The 20,425-nt window shown below is 64.5% G+C and carries 16 protein-coding genes; 9 read left to right on the forward strand and 7 right to left on the reverse strand.

The genetic code is table 11. The features are described 5' to 3' along the window. Window positions 1-80: 80 nt before the first annotated feature. The 4 genes from AC25M7_RS24790 to AC25M7_RS24805 form a co-directional block, all read right to left on the reverse strand. Window positions 81-3,302 (reverse strand): DEAD/DEAH box helicase, encoded by a 3,222-nt coding sequence (locus tag AC25M7_RS24790; RefSeq protein ID WP_486971591.1) that lies wholly within the window; start codon window positions 3,300-3,302, stop codon window positions 81-83. Window positions 3,303-3,409: 107 nt separating this feature from the next. Continuing rightward, window positions 3,410-3,832 (reverse strand): hypothetical protein, encoded by a 423-nt coding sequence (locus AC25M7_RS24795; RefSeq protein ID WP_028692015.1) that lies wholly within the window; start codon window positions 3,830-3,832, stop codon window positions 3,410-3,412. Between the two features lie 139 nt (window positions 3,833-3,971). After that, the gene (locus AC25M7_RS24800; RefSeq protein ID WP_486971592.1) at window positions 3,972-4,925 is read right to left on the reverse strand and encodes an SCO family protein; all 954 of its coding nucleotides are present in this window, start codon (window positions 4,923-4,925) and stop codon (window positions 3,972-3,974) included. 56 nt (window positions 4,926-4,981) lie between these two features. Next, window positions 4,982-8,377, reverse strand: coding sequence for an Ig-like domain-containing protein (locus tag AC25M7_RS24805; RefSeq protein ID WP_486971593.1), 3,396 nt, complete (start codon window positions 8,375-8,377; stop codon window positions 4,982-4,984). A gap of 244 nt (window positions 8,378-8,621) precedes the next feature. On the opposite strand from AC25M7_RS24805, the gene AC25M7_RS24810 reads away from it, so the two are divergent. The 4 genes from AC25M7_RS24810 to AC25M7_RS24825 all read left to right on the forward strand — a co-directional run bounded on the left by AC25M7_RS24810 (window position 8,622) and on the right by AC25M7_RS24825 (window position 10,842). After that, window positions 8,622-9,368, forward strand: a complete 747-nt coding sequence (locus AC25M7_RS24810) for a sulfite exporter TauE/SafE family protein (protein WP_069017253.1) — start codon at window positions 8,622-8,624, stop codon at window positions 9,366-9,368. A 152-nt stretch (window positions 9,369-9,520) separates the two neighbouring features. After that, complete coding sequence (locus AC25M7_RS24815) at window positions 9,521-10,261, forward strand: hypothetical protein (protein ID WP_486971594.1); 741 nt, start codon at window positions 9,521-9,523, stop codon at window positions 10,259-10,261. A 64-nt stretch (window positions 10,262-10,325) separates the two neighbouring features. After that, window positions 10,326-10,571, forward strand: a complete 246-nt coding sequence (locus AC25M7_RS24820; protein WP_050705246.1) for a type II toxin-antitoxin system Phd/YefM family antitoxin — start codon at window positions 10,326-10,328, stop codon at window positions 10,569-10,571. Beyond that, window positions 10,561-10,842, forward strand: coding sequence for a type II toxin-antitoxin system RelE family toxin (locus tag AC25M7_RS24825; RefSeq protein ID WP_110739916.1), 282 nt, complete (start codon window positions 10,561-10,563; stop codon window positions 10,840-10,842). Before AC25M7_RS24820 ends, AC25M7_RS24825 begins: the two co-directional genes overlap by 11 nt. Before the next feature lie 18 nt (window positions 10,843-10,860). Here AC25M7_RS24825 and AC25M7_RS24830 read toward each other — a convergent pair whose 3' ends face one another. After that, window positions 10,861-11,778, reverse strand: a complete 918-nt coding sequence (locus AC25M7_RS24830; RefSeq protein WP_062361051.1) for a LysR family transcriptional regulator — start codon at window positions 11,776-11,778, stop codon at window positions 10,861-10,863. Between the two features lie 158 nt (window positions 11,779-11,936). On the opposite strand from AC25M7_RS24830, the gene AC25M7_RS24835 reads away from it, so the two are divergent. From AC25M7_RS24835 to AC25M7_RS24845, 3 genes are read left to right on the forward strand one after another with little or no spacing between them, the layout of a single operon-like run. Beyond that, window positions 11,937-13,241, forward strand: a complete 1,305-nt coding sequence (locus AC25M7_RS24835; RefSeq protein ID WP_247283230.1) for an MFS transporter — start codon at window positions 11,937-11,939, stop codon at window positions 13,239-13,241. A 16-nt stretch (window positions 13,242-13,257) separates the two neighbouring features. Beyond that, complete coding sequence (locus tag AC25M7_RS24840; RefSeq protein ID WP_182324449.1) at window positions 13,258-14,499, forward strand: Zn-dependent hydrolase; 1,242 nt, start codon at window positions 13,258-13,260, stop codon at window positions 14,497-14,499. Further along, the gene (locus tag AC25M7_RS24845; RefSeq protein WP_486971595.1) at window positions 14,499-15,521 is read left to right on the forward strand and encodes a histone deacetylase family protein; all 1,023 of its coding nucleotides are present in this window, start codon (window positions 14,499-14,501) and stop codon (window positions 15,519-15,521) included. The genes AC25M7_RS24840 and AC25M7_RS24845 overlap by 1 nt, the downstream gene beginning before the upstream one ends. 84 nt (window positions 15,522-15,605) lie before the next feature. Here AC25M7_RS24845 and AC25M7_RS24850 read toward each other — a convergent pair whose 3' ends face one another. Further along, the gene (locus AC25M7_RS24850) at window positions 15,606-17,030 is read right to left on the reverse strand and encodes an aminotransferase-like domain-containing protein (protein ID WP_062361059.1); all 1,425 of its coding nucleotides are present in this window, start codon (window positions 17,028-17,030) and stop codon (window positions 15,606-15,608) included. Between the two features lie 439 nt (window positions 17,031-17,469). Here AC25M7_RS24850 and AC25M7_RS24855 point away from each other — a divergent pair, with 439 nt between their 5' ends. Then, window positions 17,470-18,879 carry an amino acid permease gene (locus AC25M7_RS24855; RefSeq protein ID WP_182324451.1) on the forward strand — a complete coding sequence of 470 codons (1,410 nt, stop codon included), beginning with the start codon at window positions 17,470-17,472 and terminating at the stop codon, window positions 18,877-18,879. A gap of 153 nt (window positions 18,880-19,032) precedes the next feature. Beyond that, window positions 19,033-19,809, forward strand: a complete 777-nt coding sequence (tam, locus tag AC25M7_RS24860; protein ID WP_062361062.1) for a trans-aconitate 2-methyltransferase — start codon at window positions 19,033-19,035, stop codon at window positions 19,807-19,809. Here the strand turns inward: tam and AC25M7_RS24865 are convergent. After that, entirely contained in the window at window positions 19,786-20,160 is a 375-nt protein-coding gene (locus AC25M7_RS24865) for a DUF2784 domain-containing protein (RefSeq protein ID WP_207853315.1), read from the reverse strand. The genes tam and AC25M7_RS24865 overlap by 24 nt on opposite strands. Window positions 20,161-20,425 lie beyond the last annotated feature (265 nt).

Raw genomic sequence — 20,425 nt, forward strand, 5'->3', positions numbered from 1 at the left:
CGGGCCGCAGGTGCGGGTCAAGTGTCACACGGGCGGTGCGGCCAGGCCCGGCATCGGTCGGGCCTGGTTCGCGCGGCTGCTCAGGCAGAGGTCGTGCTGTCGAGCGGCAGCAGGGATCGTTTCGGCAACAACGTCATGATCTGTTCGAACTGTCGGCGCTTGCTCCAGTCATCGTAGTCACCGATGACGTACAGCCGCTCCCTGGCGCGGGTGACTGCAACGTTGAGCAGATTCGGGGTTTCCACCGCCCAATCTCGCGCACCTTGGCTGTCGGCGCTTCCGCCCAGCAGCAGTACGATGATCTGCGCTTCCTTGCCTTGCATGGTATGAATGGTCCCGTAGACGATCTGGGCGGGCAAGAATGTCGAGAGTTTGCTCCGTACGTCTTGAAACGGCGTAATGACCGTGATCGCGTCCTTTGGCACACCATCGGCCTCAAGGCGTTCCAGCAGACGTTTGAGCATGATGCCTTCCTGACGGACCCAGTTGCCTGACGAAGGACCGGGAGCATGCAGCCAGCCGGAGGGAAGGCTGGCCTTGGTAGCTTTCGCGGGTTCCGGCGTGCCCGTGCCATAGACCATAGCGCCGGCATAAGCGATACGGTTTGCCATCTCGAACATTGGACGGTCGCAGCGGCGATGGACCACCAGTGGTAGGCCTACCCAGGTCTGCGCCTCCTTTGGGCCCAGCATCTTGCCCCATCGCGTGGCGAGGTCGGCAAGGGACTGGGCGGACTGGCGATTGCAGATCCAGTGCGGATCGACCTGGTAGTGGTTTCGCATGTGCTCAAGCACCGCATCGCATACCGGCACGATGGGCGGCAATTGCAGCGGATCGCCGACCAGCACGGCGCGGCGTGCACGCCATAGGGCGCCTACGGCAGCCTGTGGCGTGGCCTGGCCGGCCTCGTCCACCAGCAGCCAGCCAATTTCTTCACAGCCAAAGCTGCCGAACGATCGGGCGAACGAGGCGAAGGTACTGCTCAGGACCGGAACCACCATGAACAGTGATGCCCAGATCGACCGGCTCAGGTCTTGGGAAATGCCCAGATACTGGCTGCCTGTCAGTTGTCGGGTGATGCAGTAGAGGTTGGCGCTCAAGCGCTTCGCCTCGATCTGGAACAGGGTCTTGTGCAGGCCGAGTGCCTCGATGAACACCCGTGCCCGTGCCTGGCGCCAGCCTTTCAATTGCCAGGGCTCGAGTTTCTCAATGGCCTCCCCACGGCCAATATCCCCCTGCGTCAGCCAGGGCAGCAGATGCTCGGCTCCCCCCACGACGGCAAGTTGCCGAGCTGTTTCGACGTCGGTGTGCAGTGCAGCCTCTGCAAGCCCAAGCTGCTGCTTGACGGCTTCGAGCTGCAGTTGATGCATCTGTAGCTGCTCGGAAAGGCGCGCATCCTGTTTCATGGCGGTGGCGTAACTGTCGCTGCAAAGCTGGTGGCGTTGCTGCAGATAGGTACGTTGCGCACGCCATGTGCGGCCCGCCCCCCCGAGGGTGACGAGATTGCGCCATATGCCGGGCCGTTGGCCGACGTGGCTGTCCAGGGCATCCAGCGCATTTCTCAGTTGGTTCCGGGCTGGCAGCAGATTCGCGTTCTCGTGGTCTAGCTGGCCGGCCTTGAGTCGCTCATGGGCGCGCCAGTGAGCGTCATGCTCAGCCTGTTGAAAGGTCAGCGCCGTTCGACTTTCACGAACGGCATCGATTCGTTGATTGATCGCCGCGATTTGCTCACACAGCGCGTCGGCTGCTTCCTTGCTGGCGGTGTAGCGACGTTTTGCCGCTTTCCAGCGTGCCTGGCGTTCGCTCTCGGGGATGCTGTTGGCCGGGTTGCTCAGCCAGCCGATGAACCCCCGAGGACCGGTCGGCTTGTCGGATACGTCGATATCCGCGGTGTAGCTGTCTTCGTGCTCAGCGAGCACGTCGGCGGTCTGCAGGTCGTTTGCGGCTTCGCTCGTTCGTGCCTTTTTCTTCTTGGGGGGGGCTTCACCGTAGAAAAACTGGCTGACGAACTGCTTGCGCTTGGTCTTGCTGCCCAGTGCCGCAGAGATCAATCCCCAGGCCGGCTGGTCGATCAGCAACGTGGCGATGTCAGCGAAATAATCGATTTCGCCAAGCCAGGAGGGGTCGACCTTTCCGGCCTGCGGCAGCTCCAGCGTGATGTTTTCCACCGCGCCATTATTGCTCGAGGCTACCACCACTTCGAAACCGAACAGCTCGGGGTTCAGGCGGTAGCCTTTCTGCGGCCGCCCGCCGTCGTTGAGCTCCTCGCAGCCATTGTTGAGAAAGGCCTGGGAAGCCCTGTCGAACGAGGCGAGCACATCGGCTCTGCGGGTCACCACGGCCGCGATCAGGTCGCGCAACAGCGTGGTCTTGCCTGTTCCTGGTGGGCCGTTGACCCCCATGACTCCAGCACTTTCACCGAGTTCGGCCAACAGGCTGTTGACTGCCAGCTGTTGCGAGTGCACCAGGCCAAGATGCTTATCGCTCGGCCAGCAGCCCGGCGCATGGCGATGGGGATAGAGATGCTCGATGATCGGCAGCGAGGCATGCGGCTGGTCCAGGTGCAGCCGTTGGCCTGGGGCATGTTCACGCAGGTACTGGGTGAGCGCGGTACTGGACACGCCGCGATCCAGCGCCGATGCGACATGAGTGAGGTCATCGAGCAGGAAGCTGTTGAGTGGATCGTCCTGAGGTGCAGGCTTTTCTGGATCGATCGGGGTGGAGCGCACCCTGTGGCGGTGAGCGGCATCGCCGAAGAATGCCTCCAGCCCCAACGCTTGAACAATCGCCAGGGTCAGTTCATGCAACGCATCGCTGGTGACGACGGTGCCAAGCAACTGACAGGCCAGTTGGCGGGCGTCGTCCTGCGCGCTGGCGAAGCCATGCTCCCAATTCCGCTCGGCAAGCACGCAACCAAGAAACCAGGCTTCGCTGGACAGCACCAGGCTGTCCGGTACCAGCATGCCTTCGGCGCTGAAGCGCAGGGCGAACAGGGCCGTTTCCCGCGACTGTGGCTCGCTGTAGCCCTGGTCGGCGCCAAACCGCTCCCCCAGGGCGGTAGTCACCGCCAGGCTGTCGTAAAGGTGGGCGAACAGGCTGTGGCTCCATACGCGTTTTTCCGGCAGTTTCTGTTTGCCCACCAGGCTGCCGGGCATCCAAGGCAGCGGGTCGTCCTGGCTGCGGATGTCGTGAAAGAACGGCAGATAGATGTCGTCCTCGTCACGGATGTTCAGTTTGGGGACGGGTTGAGGTTGCAACAATTCGATGGCGTGCCAGTAGCGCACGATGTTTGACGGGTTCATCGACATCCTTGAAAACGGGGCCTGGGGATCCGGGCGGTCGCTCTAGGCAAAAATGCGGCATGTGAACTGCGGCGCGTTGGCGTCCTGCCGCGCTGACAAGATGGGCTTCAGGGTAGAAGCCAGGTCGTGGTCGGGGTGATGGCGCGCTGTATGCCGACCGCCTGGCAGTGCTCGAGAATAGGCAGGATGTAGGTGATGACCATGCGCCCAGGGTTGCCGTTGGGCTGAAGACGCGCCGCCAGGCAGACCGGGCCGGCCAGTGCCGGATCCTTGTTTGAGGCGACCGGGACTGCGTTGGAAACGCCGAAGTGCCCGTTGGCTGCTAGATAGTCCAGTGTTTGCTGGAACGCCCCACGGCTGATGGTCAGGCTACTGGCCTGGGCGCCGGTGGTGATCGTCAGGTTGTCGGCACCCACCGTGTCGACCTGGAAGCGGGCGTTGCTTGGCGTGTGGGGTGTTTGCAGCTCCTGACCCTGCAGGCGAGTGATCAGCGCCCAAAGGGTGCTGTCGACCTGGGTGATGTATGGCATGAGAAGACTCCTTGTGATCTCGGCGAGCAGGCGTGCATCGGATCCAATGATGCGATGGCTGAGTGTATACCGCGAGCTTAACGCGATTTGATGGCTTCATGATATTGCCAGCTGCCCTGTGGCGTTCCCCTGCGGTCGCTCAATATGGTGCTTGCAAGCGCGTCGTTTCCTCTTCGAGATAGCCGACCAGCGCCGCCACTTCTGTTTCCCCCAATCGCATGTTGGGCATCGCCAGCTGGTTGTACTGCGCGTACAGCAGCATCGCCAGCGGGTCTTTCTCCGCCAGCATCCGGTCGGGCTCCATCAGCCAGCGCTTGAGCCAGGCCTCGTCACGCTGGCGGGTCACTCCCAGCAGGTCCGGACCGATACCTCGGGTGGCGCCGGGCTCGGCCTCGCCCAGGGTATGGCACGACGAGCAGCGGGTCCTGAACAGTTGTTCGCCCGCGCTGGGCGGGCGAATGTCGGGGGCCTGGGTGTAGTCGTGGTGCTGGGCGCTGGCGGTCTTCCAGTTGTGCAGGCTGTTGGCCAGGCGGTCGGCGAGGATGTACGGGCTTTCGAAGGGCGAGGCCTTCATCCAGCGGCCGGTGGCCTGGTTGCCGATGATCAGGCTGAGGTTGTGGTCCTTGCTGCGGCCATTCTCAAGGCCCTCTATGTACAACCCGAGGCTGCGACGCAGTTGCTCGATGTCGGCGGCTTCGCCGGTGAGCAAGGTCCAGCCCGGGCCGATGGCGAACTTCTCGGCGTAGCGCTTGAGGGTGGTGGGGGTGTCGTTAAAGGGATCGATGCTGATCGAGTAGATGAAGATGTCCTGGCCGACGCGCTCGCCCAGCAGCTTCTGCACCTGGCGCAGGCGGGCGGTCTCCACCGGACAGGAGTCGCCGCAGCCGGTGAAGATGAAATTGATGGCCACCACCTTGCCCTTGATCAGGTCGTCGAAAAAGCGCACCTGTTGGCCGTCCTGGGTGAGCAAGGGGATGTTGGGAAAGTAGTCGGCGCCCCAGGGAGTGGAGGGTGTTGCGCGGGGGCTGGGGGGCAGCGACCAGGAAAGGCCGAGGGTGAGCAGCAGGAGCAGCAGGCGGCAGAGGCGGGGCATGGTCTGACCCTCTTGGGTTGGCATGAAAGGGCCGCCTGGCGGCCCCTTGCACGACGTCACTTGATACTCAGCGGCACCGTCACGCTCTGCCCCAATGCCGACTTCACCGTCACCGCCGGTGGTGACGCCGGGCCGCTGCCGGTGGTGGTCACCGACAGCTTCCAGCGCGCGCCGCTGCCGCTGCTGCTCAAGGGCGCCAGGCCCAGGTCGAGCGGCCCGCTGGTGGTGTTGGTGGAAACCTGGATGCTGTTGCCGGTGGCCACCGAAGTGGTCCCGGAGACTTCCCAGGTCCAGCGGTTGTTGCTGCGCAACTGCACCGTGGCGCTGCTGACCTGGATCTCGTCCATCGGCACCGCTGGCGAGACCGCGATGCTCACCGTGGCCGGCGCCAGCGACTCGAGGCCCTTGGCGTCGCGCGCGGCGTAGGTGAAGCTGGCGGTGAACGCCGTGGCGACGGTGGCCGGTGGGGTGTAGGTGAGCTGCGCGCCGTTGCTGCTGACCGTGCCTTGGCCGGAGTCGGGCTGGGCCAGGCTGCTGATGCTCAGCGGCAGGTTGCCGTCGGGGTCGGTGTCGTTGGCCAGCACGTTGAGCACGATCGGTTTGCCGGCCATGGTCGCGGCGCTGTCGTTCACCGCCACCGGCGGCTTGTTGCCGTCGTTGCCGGAGCCACTGCTGGCAGTGCGAAAGGTCGGCAGGGCGGCGGAGTTGACGTATTCCACGCCATCCCAGCCGGGCAGCGGCGTCGGCATCATCTGGAACTGGCCGGGGTGTTCCAGGTCCCAGCGCAGCAGCATCGAGGTGTCCTCGTGCTGGGTGTTGTGGCAGTGCTCCATGTAGGTGCCGGCGAACTCGCGAAAGCGAATGGCCATTTCTACTTCTTCCGACGAATCAGCGTCCGGGCCGATGCGGTAGACGTCCTTGCGCGCCCATTTTTCCCATTCCGGCGGCGCCTTGCCGTCACGGCTGAGGATTACCCCTTCCTCGAAGTGCACATGCACCGGGTGGCTCCAGCCATTGCCGCCGTTCTTGATCTTCCACACCTCGAGGGTGCCGTCGCCGCTGAAACCGCCATCGGTGGCTTCGTTGGCCAGTTGCGGGGCGGCGTTGATGCGCCGCGGGTCCATGCTGTAGCCGAAGCCGCCGTCGGTCTTGATGGTCCAGGGCGCGCTGTCGGTGCCATCGGAGCGGCCGAAGATGAACTCGCGGTGGCGGGCGGCCCTGAGCTTGACCTGATCGCTGGCGCTGGTGCGGTCCAGGGGCAGGGGAATCATCACCAGGCCCGCGGCCTTGCCGGGTTTGGCCGGTTCATACAAGCTCGGGTCCATGCTGACGTCCTGGCCGGTATAGGGCTGCACGATCAACTGCATGAACTTGCCGACCACCGGGTCGCCGCCATCCCATTCCGGGCCCTTGCTGGTCTGCTTGATGACCGCCTTGTACTTTTCCGACAGCACGTCGGCCAGGCTAATGGCCTGTTTCGGGCCCTTGCCGGTGTCGTGTTCCATGAGGTTGACGAAGTACAGCTTGTCTCCGGCCTTGATCCCGTTCCTGGCGAAATTGATGATGATGTCGTAGCGCTCGGCGATGCCCTGCAGCGGCAGGATGGCGTTGTTGTCCTGCAGGTTGCCGTCGCCATTGAGGTCCAGGGTGCCGTCGAATGGCACGGCGTGCTCCATGATGTTGCCGTCGTTGGCGATCATGTGGAACGGCACGCGGGCATAGGAGACGTTGGAACCGCTCGGGCCCTTGAACTCGCCACTGTTGCCGGCGATTTCACGCACGACGGCAAACTTGAAGTAGCGCGACACCGAGCCGTTGAGGATACGGAAGCGGTAGCTGCGCGCGCGCACCTTGAGCTTGGGCTGGTACTGCCAGTTGACCAGGATCTGGTCGCCGAGAAAGCCGTCGGTGTTGAACGGGTTGAACCACAGCTGGCCGTTGGCGTCCCAGGCCTTGTCGGCGATCACCAGGTTGACGTCGTAGTCGCGGTTGCCCCAGGGCATCGCCGCGCCACTGGGGAAGCGCAGGTTGACGCCATCCTGCAGGGCTTCGTTGCCGCGGTCGATGGCCGAGTAGTAGTTCATCATTACCGCGTTGCCCTTGTAGACGTTCTGCGCGGTGAAATCGAGCATGTGGTCGTGGAACCAGTGGGTGCTCATGGTCTCGCGCCAGTCGCCGCGGATCTTGATGCTGCCGTTCTCGCAGGTCTTCAGGCCAGGGGAGGCGTCGTTGACGAACAGGGTTTCGCCCGGTGCGCAGGGGAAGGCCGCGCGCGGGTCCTGGGCGCGGGTGTTGATGGTGTCGTAGCCGGCCAGCTGGATCGGCCAGCGGTAGTCGTAGTACTGGCCGGGGAAGAAGTAGGCGTTGGCGAAGCCGTCGCTCTCGGCTGGCGAGTGGCCATTGTGCTCGTGGGTGGAGATGGTATGCAGGCCAAAGCCGTTGTTGGCCGAAGGGTCGATCGGTAGGGCGTTGTAATGGCGCATCAGCACCGGTTGGCCGTAGCGCACCATCAGCAGCTTGGGTGGAAAGGTGCCGTCGAAGGTCCACAGCGCCTTGTGGCCCTGCAGGGGCATCTTGGGGTGGAAGCGGGTGTCGATGCCCTTGGTGGTGCCCAGGGTGGTGGGGATGTCGGAGGTCTGGTAGTACAGCCCGCCCGGGGCGAATTCGCCCTTGGCATAGTTGTGCAACTGCTTGCGATCGCGCAGGCCCTGGTTGATGCGCGCCCCGGCCTGGGCGGTCTTGAACGCGGCCTGGGGGTAGAACTCGTTCCAGCGCTGGTGCGACCAGCCCTTTCCTGGCGGACGGCCTTCGGCGGGCGAACCGACCCCGCTGCGGTTGAGGAACATCTCGATCTGCGCCTTCCACGGGTTGCGGTCGAGCACGTTGGCGTACTGCGACGGGAACGGCGTCAGCCCCGGCTGGGTCAGGAACGCCTCCAGGGCGTTGCCGTTGGGGCTGCTGCGGGCCGCGTAGTCGGGGTCCTGGGCGGGGGCCGCGCCGACCACGGGCGGCGGAAAGGTCATGACGTAGGGCGGGGTGGCCGGGTCGAGTTTCTCCGGACCGAACTCTTCGAACAGCAGCAACTGCTGGGTGAACGGCTCGGCACCGAACAAGGGGCTGGGCTTGCCGTTGGTGGGGTATTTGCGCGAGGTCTGCAGCGCGGGGGGCAGCACGTTGTTGGTGGTCACCGTCGCGCGGTTGCCATAGACGCCATCGGTCAGTTCCAGCGAGCCCTCGTTGGCCTCGGGCATCGTTTTCAAGTCTTCCAGCGCCGCCGCCTGGGCCACTGGCGTGACGGGCGGTTCACTGTAGGCGGAAGGATCGGTAGGCGGTGGCTGGCCCACGTCGTCGAGCGACCCGGCGAACGCGCTGGCCAGCCCAAGGCTGACCAGCAGTGCCGTAACGCTAGACAACCTGAACACCTGGGTCGATGTCGCAGCGGTTTTGTTCATTGCCGTATGCCCCGTGTTGTGCAGACCGGCATCTGTTGCCACTCGAAGAGCGACGAAGTGCCTTGAACAGGGCACAGCAACGGCTGTGCCAAACGGCAAATGGCCAAACGCCAGTTGTTTCAAGATGTTGCGGCGGTGCGGGCGAGAAACGCTCAAGGTATTGCCGCAGACCTGGGGCTGGACACCCACTGCTGGGTGGGGAATGCTGCCCACCCGATGCCTTCGATCGTCACCGAGAGCCCACATGGATCCGCTTTACCTTATCGCCCTTGGCGCCATCGTCGCCGGGTTCGTCCAAGGCTTGTCAGGCTTTGCCTTCGGCATGGTGGCCATGTCGTTCTGGGCCTGGGGACTGGAACCGAAGGTGGCGGCGGTGCTGACGGTATTCGGCAGCCTTACCGGGCAGTTGATCGCGGTGTTCAGCGTGCGCCGGGGCTTCAGCTGGTCGCTGTTGTGGCCCTTTGTGCTCGGTGGCCTGGCGGGGATTCCGCTGGGTGTGTGGGTGCTGCCTTACCTGGACATGCTGTGGTTCAAGGCGGTGTTCGGCACGCTGTTGGTGGTGTGGTGCCCACTGATGTTGCTGGCGCCGCGCCTGCCGCGTCTGCAGGGCGGGCGCCTGGCCGATGGCGCGGTGGGCATGGTCGGCGGGGTGCTGGGCGGCATCGGCGGCTTTACCGGCACCGTGCCGACGCTCTGGTGCACCCTGCGCGGGTTCGAGCGCGATACCCAGCGGGCGGTGATCCAGAACTTCAACTTGTCGATGCTGGCGGTGACCATGCTCACCTACCTGGGCAGCGGGTTGGTGACCCCGGCGCTGCTGCCGGCGTTCGCGGTGGTGGTGTTGGCGATGGCAGTGCCGACGCTGCTGGGCACGCGGCTGTACCTGGGGATCAGTGAGCGGGCGTTTCGCCGGATCGTGCTGGGGCTGCTGACCTTGTCCGGGGTGGCGATGCTGGCCGTGGCGGTGCCGGGGTTGCTGGCGCGGGGCTGATCAAGCTGAACACCACCTCTGTAGGAGCGTACATTCCGACTATCACGCAAGACCGCTTCACCTCAGGCAGCCAACCCTTGCCCGAATCCGGTGTTCTTGGCACCCTTGCCTGCCTTGCCTCTCGACACGCCCGTAAAACAAGGAACCCTCAGGTGAATTGGGAAAAAGTCGGTAAATCCCTGGTGGGGCTGCTCGCCCTGGTCGCCGTCGCCGCCATGCTCTATGCGGTGCTGCGCGATGACGACCGCCTGCAGGCACGCCTGACCTATGCCCATCTCACCTACCCGGGCCAGTTCAGCGAGCGCATCAGCCAGGCCAACGACCTGCTCAAGTATGAGCGGTTGCACTCGCAGATCAGCGAGATCGGCGCCGGCGCCCTCAGCCATCCGCAGATCGACAAGCTGGTCGACCTGGCCCAGGCCCCGTACCTGCACCTGTTCGCCAGGCCGTTCGAGGCCGGGTTGGTGGATCACCGCACCGGCCTGCTCATCGAGCTGTACAACCCCGCCCAGGCGCCGCTCAAGGCCGTGCACATCCGCTTGCCGGCCAAGGGCCTGGTGCAGGTGCGCGACGCCGCCGGCAACGACACGCTGGTGCCGACGCCCACCAGCAGCATCGACCTGCCGGCCATCGACGGGGTGAGCGAAAGCAAGGTCTGGGTGTACTTCGATGCCGATTATTCGCAGATCCGTCAGGGCGGGATCAGCATTCGCGATGCCGACGGCAGCGCCGATATCCAGGTGACCCGTGAAGTGGTGGGGTTCCCGGCGCTGCTGGCGCGCTACAGCCAGGTGGTGGTGGCGGTGTTTGCCGGGTTGGTGCTGGGGTTGCTGACGTTGGCGTATGCGTGGCTGGGGCGGGCGAGGACAGCGAGTATTTCGCATCCTCTGTAGCAGCCTTGCTTGAAAAAGACCTGAATGATGACCAAAATATAGCGCTTGAATGAGGGCTATTAACATGCAGAACATCTTTGCCGACGTCACTGTCAGTGTCTCGGAATTAAAGAAGAATCCTACGGCAGTCATGGCCGATGCACAGGGGAAACCGGTGGCAGTCCTCAACCATAATCGCGTCATGGGCTACATGGTGCCCGCTGAACTCTACGAGGCGATGATGGAACGACTGGAAGATATCGAACTGGTGGCATTGGTCAAGGCGCGCGCGGGAGAGAAAGGCATCCCGGTCGAGCTGGATGACCTATAGGCTCGAGTTCCTGCCTTCGGCCCTGAAGGAGTGGGAGAAGCTGGGGCACACCGTGCGTGAGCAGGCCAGAAAGAAGCTCCGGCAACGCTTGCTCTCGCCCAAGGTCGGTGTGGATGCGCTGCGTGATTTGCCCAACCACTACAAGATCAAGCTCAGGGCCAGCGGCTATCGACTGGTCTACCGCGTCGAGGATGATCGGGTAGTGGTGGTGGTGGTGGCGATAGGCAAGCGTGAGCGCGGGCAGGCCTACCGCTCGGCTTACAATCGCTGAGTGTCTGCAGCATCCCAGCTAGGTCGCTGGTGTACAGGCCGACAGCAAGGCCTCGATGAACAGGCCTTCCGCACGGCTCATGCGCTGGTCCCTGTTCCACAGCAGGTGGATGTCCACGTCGGCAATGCCCTCGTGCGGCGGCAGTTTCCACAGCAGCCCCGCGTCTACATCCTCCGCCACCACGTGTTCGGGCAGGCAGCCGATGCCGAAACCGGCAATGACCAGGCGGCGCACCTCTTCCAGGCTCGGTGACGAGGCGACGATGCGCCCGGCGAAGCCCTGCTGGTCGCGGAAGATGGTCAGCGGCGAAAGCATGCCGCCGATCTGGTCGCTGGTAAAACTGACAAAGTTCTCCCGTTGCAGATCGCCTTCGGCCTGGCCGAACAGCCCGTGGTGCCTGCCGCAGAAGAACGCGTAGCGCTGGCGCAGGAACAGCCGTTGCTCCAGCCGTGGCTGCGGCCGACGGTTGAGGCTCAGGCCGGCGGTGGCGGTCTTTTCCTGCAGCGCGGCGACGATGTCGGAGCTGCGCATCACGTCGATCTCCAGCTCCACCCGCGGGTGCTGGCGGTGAAACTCGGCGAGAAAATCATCGAAGCGTTCGCTGACGATGCGGCTGATCATCAGCAGGCGCACCTTGCCTACCAGCTCGTCCGCCGGCTGTTCCAGCAAGCCACCGATCTGCGACATCTGCCCGTATACCTCGCCGGCCAACTGGAACAGTTGCTCGCCCACCTCAGTCAGCACGAAGCGCGGGCCGCGACGGGCGATGAGCTGGCGTCCGAGCTGTTCCTCGAGGCGCTTGAGCGCCTGGCTCACGGCTGGCTGGGTGAGGTGCAGGCGGGCGGCGGCGCGGCTGATCGACAGCTCCTGGCCGATGACGCGGAAGGTGCGCAGCAGGTTCCAGTCGAGGCGGTCGTTGAGCAGGCGGTCGGGCATGGTCGGGCTCGATAATAAGTGTGGCTAATAATTCGAATAATAAATAGAAAATTGAATTATAGGCTTTGGCGATGAATCATCTCCAGCAGTGCAGGCGCCGTCAGAGCGTCGCCATGTCCTAAAAACTCCTGCCAGAAAAACAACCAAAGGAGCCACCCATGAAGCCCGCCGCTTCGCCCCAACCGCGCCGTGCCGCCGCCGCCGCGTTCATCGGCACCATGATCGAGTGGTACGACTTCTACATCTACGCCACCGCCGCCGCGCTGGTATTCGGCGCCTTGTTCTTCCCCTCCGACAATAGCCTGTTCAGCACCATGGCCGCCTTCGGCACCTTTGCCGTGGGCTTCTTCGCCCGCCCCCTGGGCGGCATCGTCTTCGGCCACATCGGTGACCGCATCGGTCGCAAGAAATCACTGGTCATCACCCTGCTGATGATGGGCGTGGTCACCGTCGCCATCGGCCTGCTGCCGACCTACGCGCAGATCGGCGCGACCGCGCCGGTGCTGTTGATCCTGCTGCGGGTGGTTCAGGGCATTGCCGTGGGCGGCGAGTGGGGCGGGGCAGTGCTGATGGCCGGCGAGCATGCGCCCAAGGGGCGCCGCAATTTCTTCGCCTCGTTCGCCCAGCTGGGCAGCCCGGCGGGCCTGATCCTGTCGTTGCTGGCGTTCAGCGCGGTCACCCGCCTGCCGGAAGACGACCTGATGAGCTGGGGCTGGCGTGTGCCGTTCCTGGCCAGCGCGCTGTTGCTGCTGGTGGGCCTGGCGATTCGCCTGGGGGTCAACGAATCGCCCGATTTCCTCGCCAGCCGCGCGCAGGCCGAGAAGGCCCGGCGCAAGGAGCAGGCGCCAGTGCTGGAGGTGCTTCGTACCGCGTGGCGGCCGCTGTTGCTGTGCATCGGCGCCAATACGCTGGGTATCGCCGGGGTCTATTTCACCAACACCTTCATGATCAGCTACACCACCCAGCAGTTGCACCTGGAGCGCTCGCTGATCCTCGAATGTCTGTTCTTCGTGGCGATCATCCAGTTCTGCGTGCAGCCCCTGGCCGCTTGGGTCTCGGAAAGGCTCGGCGCCACGCGCTTCCTGGCGCTGGTCGCGCTGCTGGCGATGGCCTCGCCGTACCCGATGTTCGTGCTGGTGAGTAGTGGCGAAGGCCCGCTGATCGTGCTCGGCATTGCCTTGGCGGCGGCGTGCATGGCGTCGTTCTACGCGGTGATCGCCGGGTATGTCAGCGGCATGTTCGACACCCGCGTGCGCTACACCGCCATCTCCCTGGCCTATCAGGTCTGCGGCGCCATCGCCGGGGGCCTGACCCCGCTGATCGGCACCTGGCTGGCGCACAGCTTCACCGGCCAATGGTGGCCGATGGCGGTCTTCTACAGCCTGATCGCCTGCACTTCCCTGGTCTGCGTGCTGGCGCTGACGCGCCGGTACGCCCGTAGCCGGCAGCTCGAGCTGGCCTGAATCTGGAGTATCCGCAATGTTGAAATGCAATGGCGAACGCCTGTGGGCGAGCCTGATGGCCATGGCCGAGGTCGGCGCCACCGCTCGTGGCGGCAGCTGCCGCCTGGCCCTGAGCGACGAGGACAAGGCCGGTCGCGAGCTGTTCGGCCACTGGTGCCGCGAGGCCGGCTTGAGCCTGAGCGTGGATGCCATCGGCAACCTGTTTGCCCGTCGCCAAGGCACCGACCCGCAGGCCGCGCCGGTGATGATGGGCAGCCACCTCGATACCCAGCCCGAAGGCGGGCGTTTCGACGGCGTCTACGGCGTGCTGGCAGGGCTTGAAGTGGTGCGCCGCCTGAACGACCTGGGCATCCGTACCCGCAAGCCGCTGGAGATCGCGGTGTGGACCAATGAGGAGGGCGCCCGTTTCACCCCGGCCATGTTCGGCTCGGCGGTGTTCACCGGCACCTTGCCGCTGGCGCAGGCCCTGGCGATCCGCGATGCCGACGGCATCAGCGTCGCCGATGAACTGGCGCGCACCGGCTTTGCCGGCCAGCGTCCGCTGGGTGGCGCCGTGGACGCCTATTTCGAGGCACATATCGAGCAGGGCCCGATCCTCGAGGATAACGCCAACAGCATCGGCGTGGTCAGCGGCGGCCAGGCGATCCGCTGGCTCGACGTGACCGTCGAGGGCATGGCCGCCCATGCCGGCACTACGCCGATGAAGCTGCGCAAGGATGCCTTGTACGGTGTGGCGCGGATGATCCAGGCCATCGAGCAGCTGGCCACGGACTTCGCTCCTGAGGGCCTGACCACGGTCGGTGAGCTGAGCATCGCCAAGTCGTCGCGCAACACCATTCCGGGCGTGGTGCGTTTCACCCTCGACCTGCGCCATCACCGCGACGCGGCCATCGACGCGATGGAGCGCGACATCAGCCTGCAACTGCAGGCCATTGCCAACCAGCGCGGCCTCAGCGTGCGCATCGAGCGCCACTGGGTCAGCCCGGCCACGCCGTTCGATGCCCAGTGCGTGGCCGTCGTGCAGCAGGCGGTGGATGGCCTGGGCTACAGCCAGCAGTCCATCGTCAGTGGCGCCGGTCATGACGCGATCCTGCTGGCGCGCTTCTGCCCCACGGCGATGGTGTTCATCCCCTGCGTCGGCGGGCTGAGCCACAACGAAGCCGAGGACGTGTTGCCCGACGATGCCCGCCAGGGCGTCGATGTATTGCTCAACGCCGTGCTGGCCCGTGCCGGCCAGGTTGACGAAGGAGAGGCCTGATGCGCTGCTATTTCCACCCCGAACAACTGCTGCACCATCCGCGCAGCTATTACTCCCGTGGCGCGATGCGCACCCCTCAGGAGGTGCCCGAGCGCGCCCAGCGGCTGTTGCAGGCCGCCAAGGGCCTGGGCTTCGACATTCGCCAGCCTGCCGACGCCGGCCTCGCACCGCTCAAGGCCGTACACGGCGAGGCCTACCTGAGTTTCCTCGAACAAGCCCATGCGCGCTGGAAAGAGGTGCCCGAGGACTGGGGCGATGAGGTGATGTCCAACATCTTCGTGCGCGAACCCAACGCCCTGCGTGGCATTCTTGCCCAGGCTGCTCGCTACCTGGCCGATGGCAGCTGCCCGGTGGGCGAGCACACCTGGCGCTCGGCCTACTGGTCGGCGCAGAGCGCGGTGGCGGGCGCCCAGGCGATTCTCGATGGTGAACCCGCCGCTTACGCTTTGTGCCGGCCGCCGGGGCATCATGCCCGTTACGATGCCGCCGGTGGATTCTGCTACCTCAACAATGCCGCCGTGGCTGCCCAGGTATTGCGAAGTCGCTACGGCCGCGTGGCGATCCTGGACACCGACATGCACCACGGGCAGGGCATCCAGGAGATCTTCTACGAGCGCGACGATGTGCTGTATGTCTCGGTGCACGGTGACCCGACCAACTTCTACCCCAGCGTGGCCGGCTTTGCGGACGAGCGTGGCCAAGGCGCGGGGGAGGGCTGCAATCTCAATCTGCCGATGGCCCACGGGGCGAGTGAAGCGGACTTCATGGCGCAACTGGAGGTTGCGTTGCAAGCGGTGAAGAACTTTGGCGCCGAGGTGCTGGTGTTGTCGTTGGGGTTCGATATCTACGAGCTGGATCCGCAGAGCAAGGTGGCGGTGACGACCGACGGTTTTGCGCGGCTGGGGGAACGTATTCGGGCGCTGCGGTTGCCCTGCCTGATTGTGCAAGAGGGGGGGTATCACCTTGAGAGCCTGGACGCGAATGCGCGGGCGTTCTTCTCTGAAAAGCGGGATTGGCGATAGGACTATCGCGGGGCAAGCCCGCTCCCACTGTTGTGATACAACCTGTGGGAGCGGGCTTGCCCCGCGATTGCGGTGGTAGGGGTGTTACACCCCGCCCCGGCGAACATGCTTGACCAGCACCTTCTCCAACAACTCCCACATCGCCGGATCGGTGCTGAACGCCACATTGAAGCGCATCCACCCGGTGGCCTTGGCATCTACCATGAATAGCTGTCCGGGCCCGAGCATGATGCCTTTCTCCAGGGCATCGTCCAGCAGCGCGGCGCTGTCGGGGATCGCCGGATGGCGGGTCCAGATATACATCCCCTCGTCCGATTCGATGAACAGCTCGAAGCCCAGCCGGTGCAGGTGCCTCCCCACTTCCTGATGCGCCTCGGCCAAGCGCTGGCGCAGGCGCTTGAGGTGTTTGCGCCAGCGACCGTCGATGATTGCGGCGTACACCACCCGCTCCATCACCTGCGAGGTGGTCAGGCCTGAGCGCATCTTCAGGTGCAGCAGTTGCTGGGTCAGTTCGGGGTTCGCCAGTAGGTAGCCGACCCGCACGTTGGGCGAGATGCTTTTCGAGTAGCTGCCCACGTACACCACCTGCTGCAGGTGGTCGAGGCTGGCCAGGCACGGCAGCGGGTCGGCGATCATGTCGGCGTAGAGGTTGTTCTCCACCAGCCGGAAGCCATGCTGGCTGGCCAGTTGCAGCAGGCGGTGCAGTTGCGCCAGCGGGGTGCGCGAGCAGGTCGGGCTGTGCAGGTGCGGCTGGGTGAAGAACGCCGTGGGGCGGTGGTGGGCCAACAGGCGCTCGAGCTGGTCGAGGTCGTAGCCCGCCGGGGTACGCGGCACGCCCACCAGGGTGGCGCCCTGGGTGCGCAGGATGCTCATCAGGTTGGGGTAGCCGGGGTCGTCCACCAGCACCACGTCGCCGGGGCGCACCAAGGTGCGCACGGCCAGGTCCAGAGCCTGGCTGGCGCCGTGGGTGAGCATCAGCTGCGCCGGGTTGGCGACGATCGACAGTTCCTGCTGCAGGTTCTGCGCGGTCAGCGCGCGCAGCTCCGGCAGGCCCAGGGGGTCGCCGTAGCCGGACAGCTCCAGCGGGCTGCCGGCGACCTGGCGCAGGCCGCGACGCAGGCCTTCCTCGTACATCCAGTCGTTGGGCAGCCAGCCGCAACCGGGCTTGAACGGCAACTGACGGATCTCGAAGATCTGCTGCAGGTACCACTCGGAATTGAAGGTGGGGCGACTGGTGTCGACCTCGACGTTGTGCTTTTCCAGTAGCTCGTTCGCCGCACGATTGACGAAGAACCCCGCATTGCCCTTGCTTACCAGCAAGCCCTGGGCCACCAGCCGGTCGTAGGCCTCGACCACGGTGAAGGTGCTCACCGAGTAGGTCGAGGCGAACGCCCGGATCGACGGGACCTTGGCCCCGGGCTTGAGCGTCTGGTCGTCGATCAGCGCGCGCAGTCCGTCGATGATCTGGTTGACCAGCGGGGTGGAGGAGTCCGGATGGAGCTGGAGCATTCGGGGGCCTTCAGGTGTGCGCGGCGCCAGGCGCCTGCAGGGGTATCGCGGGTGTATTGCATCGGCGGCCTGTACAGTGCAGTGCGTTTTTCATGCCGCTGTGCATGGCTCTATGTGTTCGACATTTTTACATTACGTGTCAGATATAGCCAACACAGCACGTACCAGCGCCATGAATAATCACAACATCGCTGCTTTGCCGTCGGGGTTTGCCCCGCACCTTCTTTTCGCCTGGCCGGACGCCTCTCGTCCGTCCCCAGCATGGTTCAGTTCGTCCAGAGGGTTGCCTCTGGCCGCGTAAGCAGGCCGCCACGGATGGCCTGCGTGTGCTCGCGCACACCTCCCTGCCCGCAGTAGCACTGATGTACAGGTGAGACCGATAACCATCGGGGTTTCACAGTTTTTCCTTGGATAAAAAGAAGCACGGGGTAAATAACTGATGGACGCAACATCCACATCCACCACCGCGAAGGACGGGCACGAGAGCAAGCTCAGTGCCTCGCTCAAGTCGCGCCACCTGACGATGATGTCCATCGCCGGGGTGATCGGCGGCGCCTTGTTCGTCGGTTCCGGCAGTGTCATCCACAGCGCCGGCCCGGCCGCTGTGCTGGCGTACCTCGCCGGCGGCATCCTGGTGGTGCTGATCATGCGTATGCTCGGCGAAATGGCGACCTCCTCGCCGGACACCGGCTCGTTCTCCACCTACGCCGACCGCGCCATTGGCCGCTGGGCCGGTTTCACCATCGGCTGGCTGTACTGGTGGTACTGGGTGATCCTCATGGCCTGGGAGGCCTACGTGGCGGGCAAGATCCTGCACGGTTTCTTCCCCGACGTGAGCGTCAACGTGTTCGTGCTGGCCACGACGCTGCTGCTGATCACCGTCAACTTCTTCAACGTCAAGCACTATGGCGAGTTCGAGTTCTGGTTCGCGCTGATCAAGGTGGTGGCGATCGTCTGCTTCCTGGTGGTGTGCACCGCCGCGGTGATGAACATCTGGCAGTTCGGTGAAGTGCGCGGTATTACCCACCTGACCGCCGAAGGCTTCATGCCCAACGGCATCACCACGGTGATCGGCGCCTTGCTGGGGGTGATGTTCGCTTTCCTCGGCGCCGAGATCGTCACCATTGCCGCCTCAGAGGCGAAGGACCCGGCCACCCAGATCGTCAAGGCGACCAACTCGGTGGTGTGGCGCGTGTGCCTGTTCTACGTCGGCTCGATCTTCCTGATCGTCTGCCTGGTGCCGTGGAACGACCCGCAACTGGGTGTCTCCGGCTATGGTGCCTACCGCCGTACCCTGGAACTGCTGGGCGTGCCGTATGCCGAGCTGCTGATGAACTTCGTGGTGCTCACCTCGGTGAGCAGCTGCCTGATCTCCGGCCACTACACCGCTTCGCGCATGCTGTTCTCCCTGGCTCAGCGTGGCGACGCGCCGCGCCTGTTCACGTTCACCCGCACCGGTACCGGCGTCCCGGTGAACGCGATCATCGGCTCGTGCCTGGTGGCGGTGTTCTGCGCGCTGATCAACTTCAGTGACACCCTGCGGCCAAAGGACGTGCTGGAAACCCTGATGAACACCACTGGCATGATTGCCCTGCTGGTGTACCTGGTGATCGCCTTCTCGCAGCTGCGCATGCGCCGCAAGCTGATCGCCGAGGGCAAGGAAGTGCGCCTGAAGATGTGGCTGTTCCCATGGCTGACCTACCTGGTGATCGTGTTCATCGTGGCGGCCCTGGTGACCATGGCCTTCATGCCTGACTACCAGATCCTGGTGATTTCCACCGGTATCGCCGCAGCCATCGTGGTGGTCATGGGCGTGGTGCACCAGATCCGTAGCGCCAAGCGTCACTGATTGCGCTGGTGCCTTTGGCAACGGCCGGTCCCTTTCGAGGGACCGGCCGTTTTCGTTTGTTGGCAAAACCTTGTTTGCCAGTCAGATCATCCTTACGTTGCAGCATGCCGACATGGCTTATGCTGCACATAATTGCCCTACTAGGAGTCGCCCATGGTCTGGTCCGCCACCCAGTATTCGTTGTTCGAGGATGAACGCACCCGCGCCGTGCGTGATCTGCTGGCCGCCGTGCCGGCGCGTCCGGCGCGGCATGCCACGGACCTGGGCTGCGGCCCGGGCAACTCCACCGAGGTGTTACTGCAACGCTGTCCCGATGCCCAGGTCCTGGCCCTGGACAGCGATCCGGACATGATCGACAAGGCTCGGCAGCGGCCACGGCTGAGCATTCCACGGGTGCGTTGCGAGATTGGCGAGATCGCCAGCTGGACCGCCCACGAGCCCCAGGACCTGATCCTGGCCAACGCGTCTTTGCAGTGGGTGCCGGACCACGCCAGCCTCTACCCGCACCTGGTGCGGCAACTGGGCGAGGGCGCCAGCCTGGCCGTGCAGACCCCCGATAACCTCGACGAGCCGGCTCACCGCCAGTTGCGCGAGATCGCCAGCCAGGGGCCCTGGGCTGGCAAGTTCGCCGATTTCTGCCTGCCGCCGCGGCACAACGCCGGGTTCTACTACGACCTGCTCAGCCCGCTGTGCGCGCGGGTGGATGTGTGGCGTACCACCTATCACCACCCGCTGGTCGGCGGCGCCGAAGCGGTGGTGGAGTGGTTCAAGGGCTCGGCGTTGCGGCCTTACCTGGCGCGGTTGGATGAGCAGGAGCAGGCGAGTTTCCTGCAGCTTTACTTGCAGGCCATGCAGCGTGACTACCCGCCGGCCAGCGATGGCCGGGTGTTGTTGCCGTTCCCGCGGTTATTCGTGGTGGCGACGCGCTAGGCGCCAGAGCACGCAGGTGTAGATGCCGAGGTTGAGCAGCAGTACGACGGTGCCCAGCCACAGCTGGATTTGCGGGGTCAAGCCGGCGGGGTAGATCACTGGCCAGATGTAGTGTTCGACGAAGCCGCCGTGGTAGCCGGCGTCGCCGGCGGTTTTGCGCAGGTGGTTTTCCCAGTCGGTCAGGGGGCACTCCAGGTGCAGGCCTTCCACGGCCAGGCCCCAGGCGAGGGCGGGGAGGTGGATCAGCAGGGCGCGGCGGCGCCAGAGCACCAGCAGGCCGCCGAACAGGACCAGCAGGATGAACGAGAGGTGGAACAGGACCAGGGTGTCGGCGGCCAGGCGGTAGAACATGGTGGGGTGGGGCCTTGCTGTTGGAGTCGGGTTAGTTTGTCATGTTTTTTGTTTCTGAGTTTCTGAGTTTCTGAGTTTCTGAGTTTCTGAGTTTCTGAGTTTCTGAGTCTGGGCGGTGATTGTTTTTATAGTTGTATGCGCATTCATTTGCGATGTCGACGCATAGTCACCTTTCCGCCCTTACGGCGGGTTACTTAATGAGATGGTCACCCCGGCACCCTGCGAGGCGTACGCTTTCGCAGGGTGCTTTTACTTCGGAGACCGT

The sequence above is a fragment of the Pseudomonas sp. P106(2024) genome (assembly GCF_057480815.1).

What these genes read in the sequence shown, in the direction of transcription:
- AC25M7_RS24790 (WP_486971591.1), bottom strand. Translation starts at nt 3,302, where the DNA reads ATGAACCCGTCAAACATCGTGCGCTACTGGCACGCCATCGAATTGTTG.
- AC25M7_RS24795 (WP_028692015.1), bottom strand. Translation starts at nt 3,832, where the DNA reads ATGCCATACATCACCCAGGTCGACAGCACCCTTTGGGCGCTGATCACT.
- AC25M7_RS24800 (WP_486971592.1), bottom strand. Translation starts at nt 4,925, where the DNA reads ATGCCCCGCCTCTGCCGCCTGCTGCTCCTGCTGCTCACCCTCGGCCTT.
- AC25M7_RS24805 (WP_486971593.1), bottom strand. Translation starts at nt 8,377, where the DNA reads ATGAACAAAACCGCTGCGACATCGACCCAGGTGTTCAGGTTGTCTAGC.
- AC25M7_RS24810 (WP_069017253.1), top strand. Translation starts at nt 8,622, where the DNA reads ATGGATCCGCTTTACCTTATCGCCCTTGGCGCCATCGTCGCCGGGTTC.
- AC25M7_RS24820 (WP_050705246.1), top strand. Translation starts at nt 10,326, where the DNA reads ATGCAGAACATCTTTGCCGACGTCACTGTCAGTGTCTCGGAATTAAAG.
- AC25M7_RS24825 (WP_110739916.1), top strand. Translation starts at nt 10,561, where the DNA reads ATGACCTATAGGCTCGAGTTCCTGCCTTCGGCCCTGAAGGAGTGGGAG.
- AC25M7_RS24830 (WP_062361051.1), bottom strand. Translation starts at nt 11,778, where the DNA reads ATGCCCGACCGCCTGCTCAACGACCGCCTCGACTGGAACCTGCTGCGC.
- AC25M7_RS24835 (WP_247283230.1), top strand. Translation starts at nt 11,937, where the DNA reads ATGAAGCCCGCCGCTTCGCCCCAACCGCGCCGTGCCGCCGCCGCCGCG.
- AC25M7_RS24840 (WP_182324449.1), top strand. Translation starts at nt 13,258, where the DNA reads ATGTTGAAATGCAATGGCGAACGCCTGTGGGCGAGCCTGATGGCCATG.
- AC25M7_RS24845 (WP_486971595.1), top strand. Translation starts at nt 14,499, where the DNA reads ATGCGCTGCTATTTCCACCCCGAACAACTGCTGCACCATCCGCGCAGC.
- AC25M7_RS24850 (WP_062361059.1), bottom strand. Translation starts at nt 17,030, where the DNA reads ATGCTCCAGCTCCATCCGGACTCCTCCACCCCGCTGGTCAACCAGATC.
- AC25M7_RS24855 (WP_182324451.1), top strand. Translation starts at nt 17,470, where the DNA reads ATGGACGCAACATCCACATCCACCACCGCGAAGGACGGGCACGAGAGC.
- tam (WP_062361062.1), top strand. Translation starts at nt 19,033, where the DNA reads ATGGTCTGGTCCGCCACCCAGTATTCGTTGTTCGAGGATGAACGCACC.
- AC25M7_RS24865 (WP_207853315.1), bottom strand. Translation starts at nt 20,160, where the DNA reads ATGTTCTACCGCCTGGCCGCCGACACCCTGGTCCTGTTCCACCTCTCG.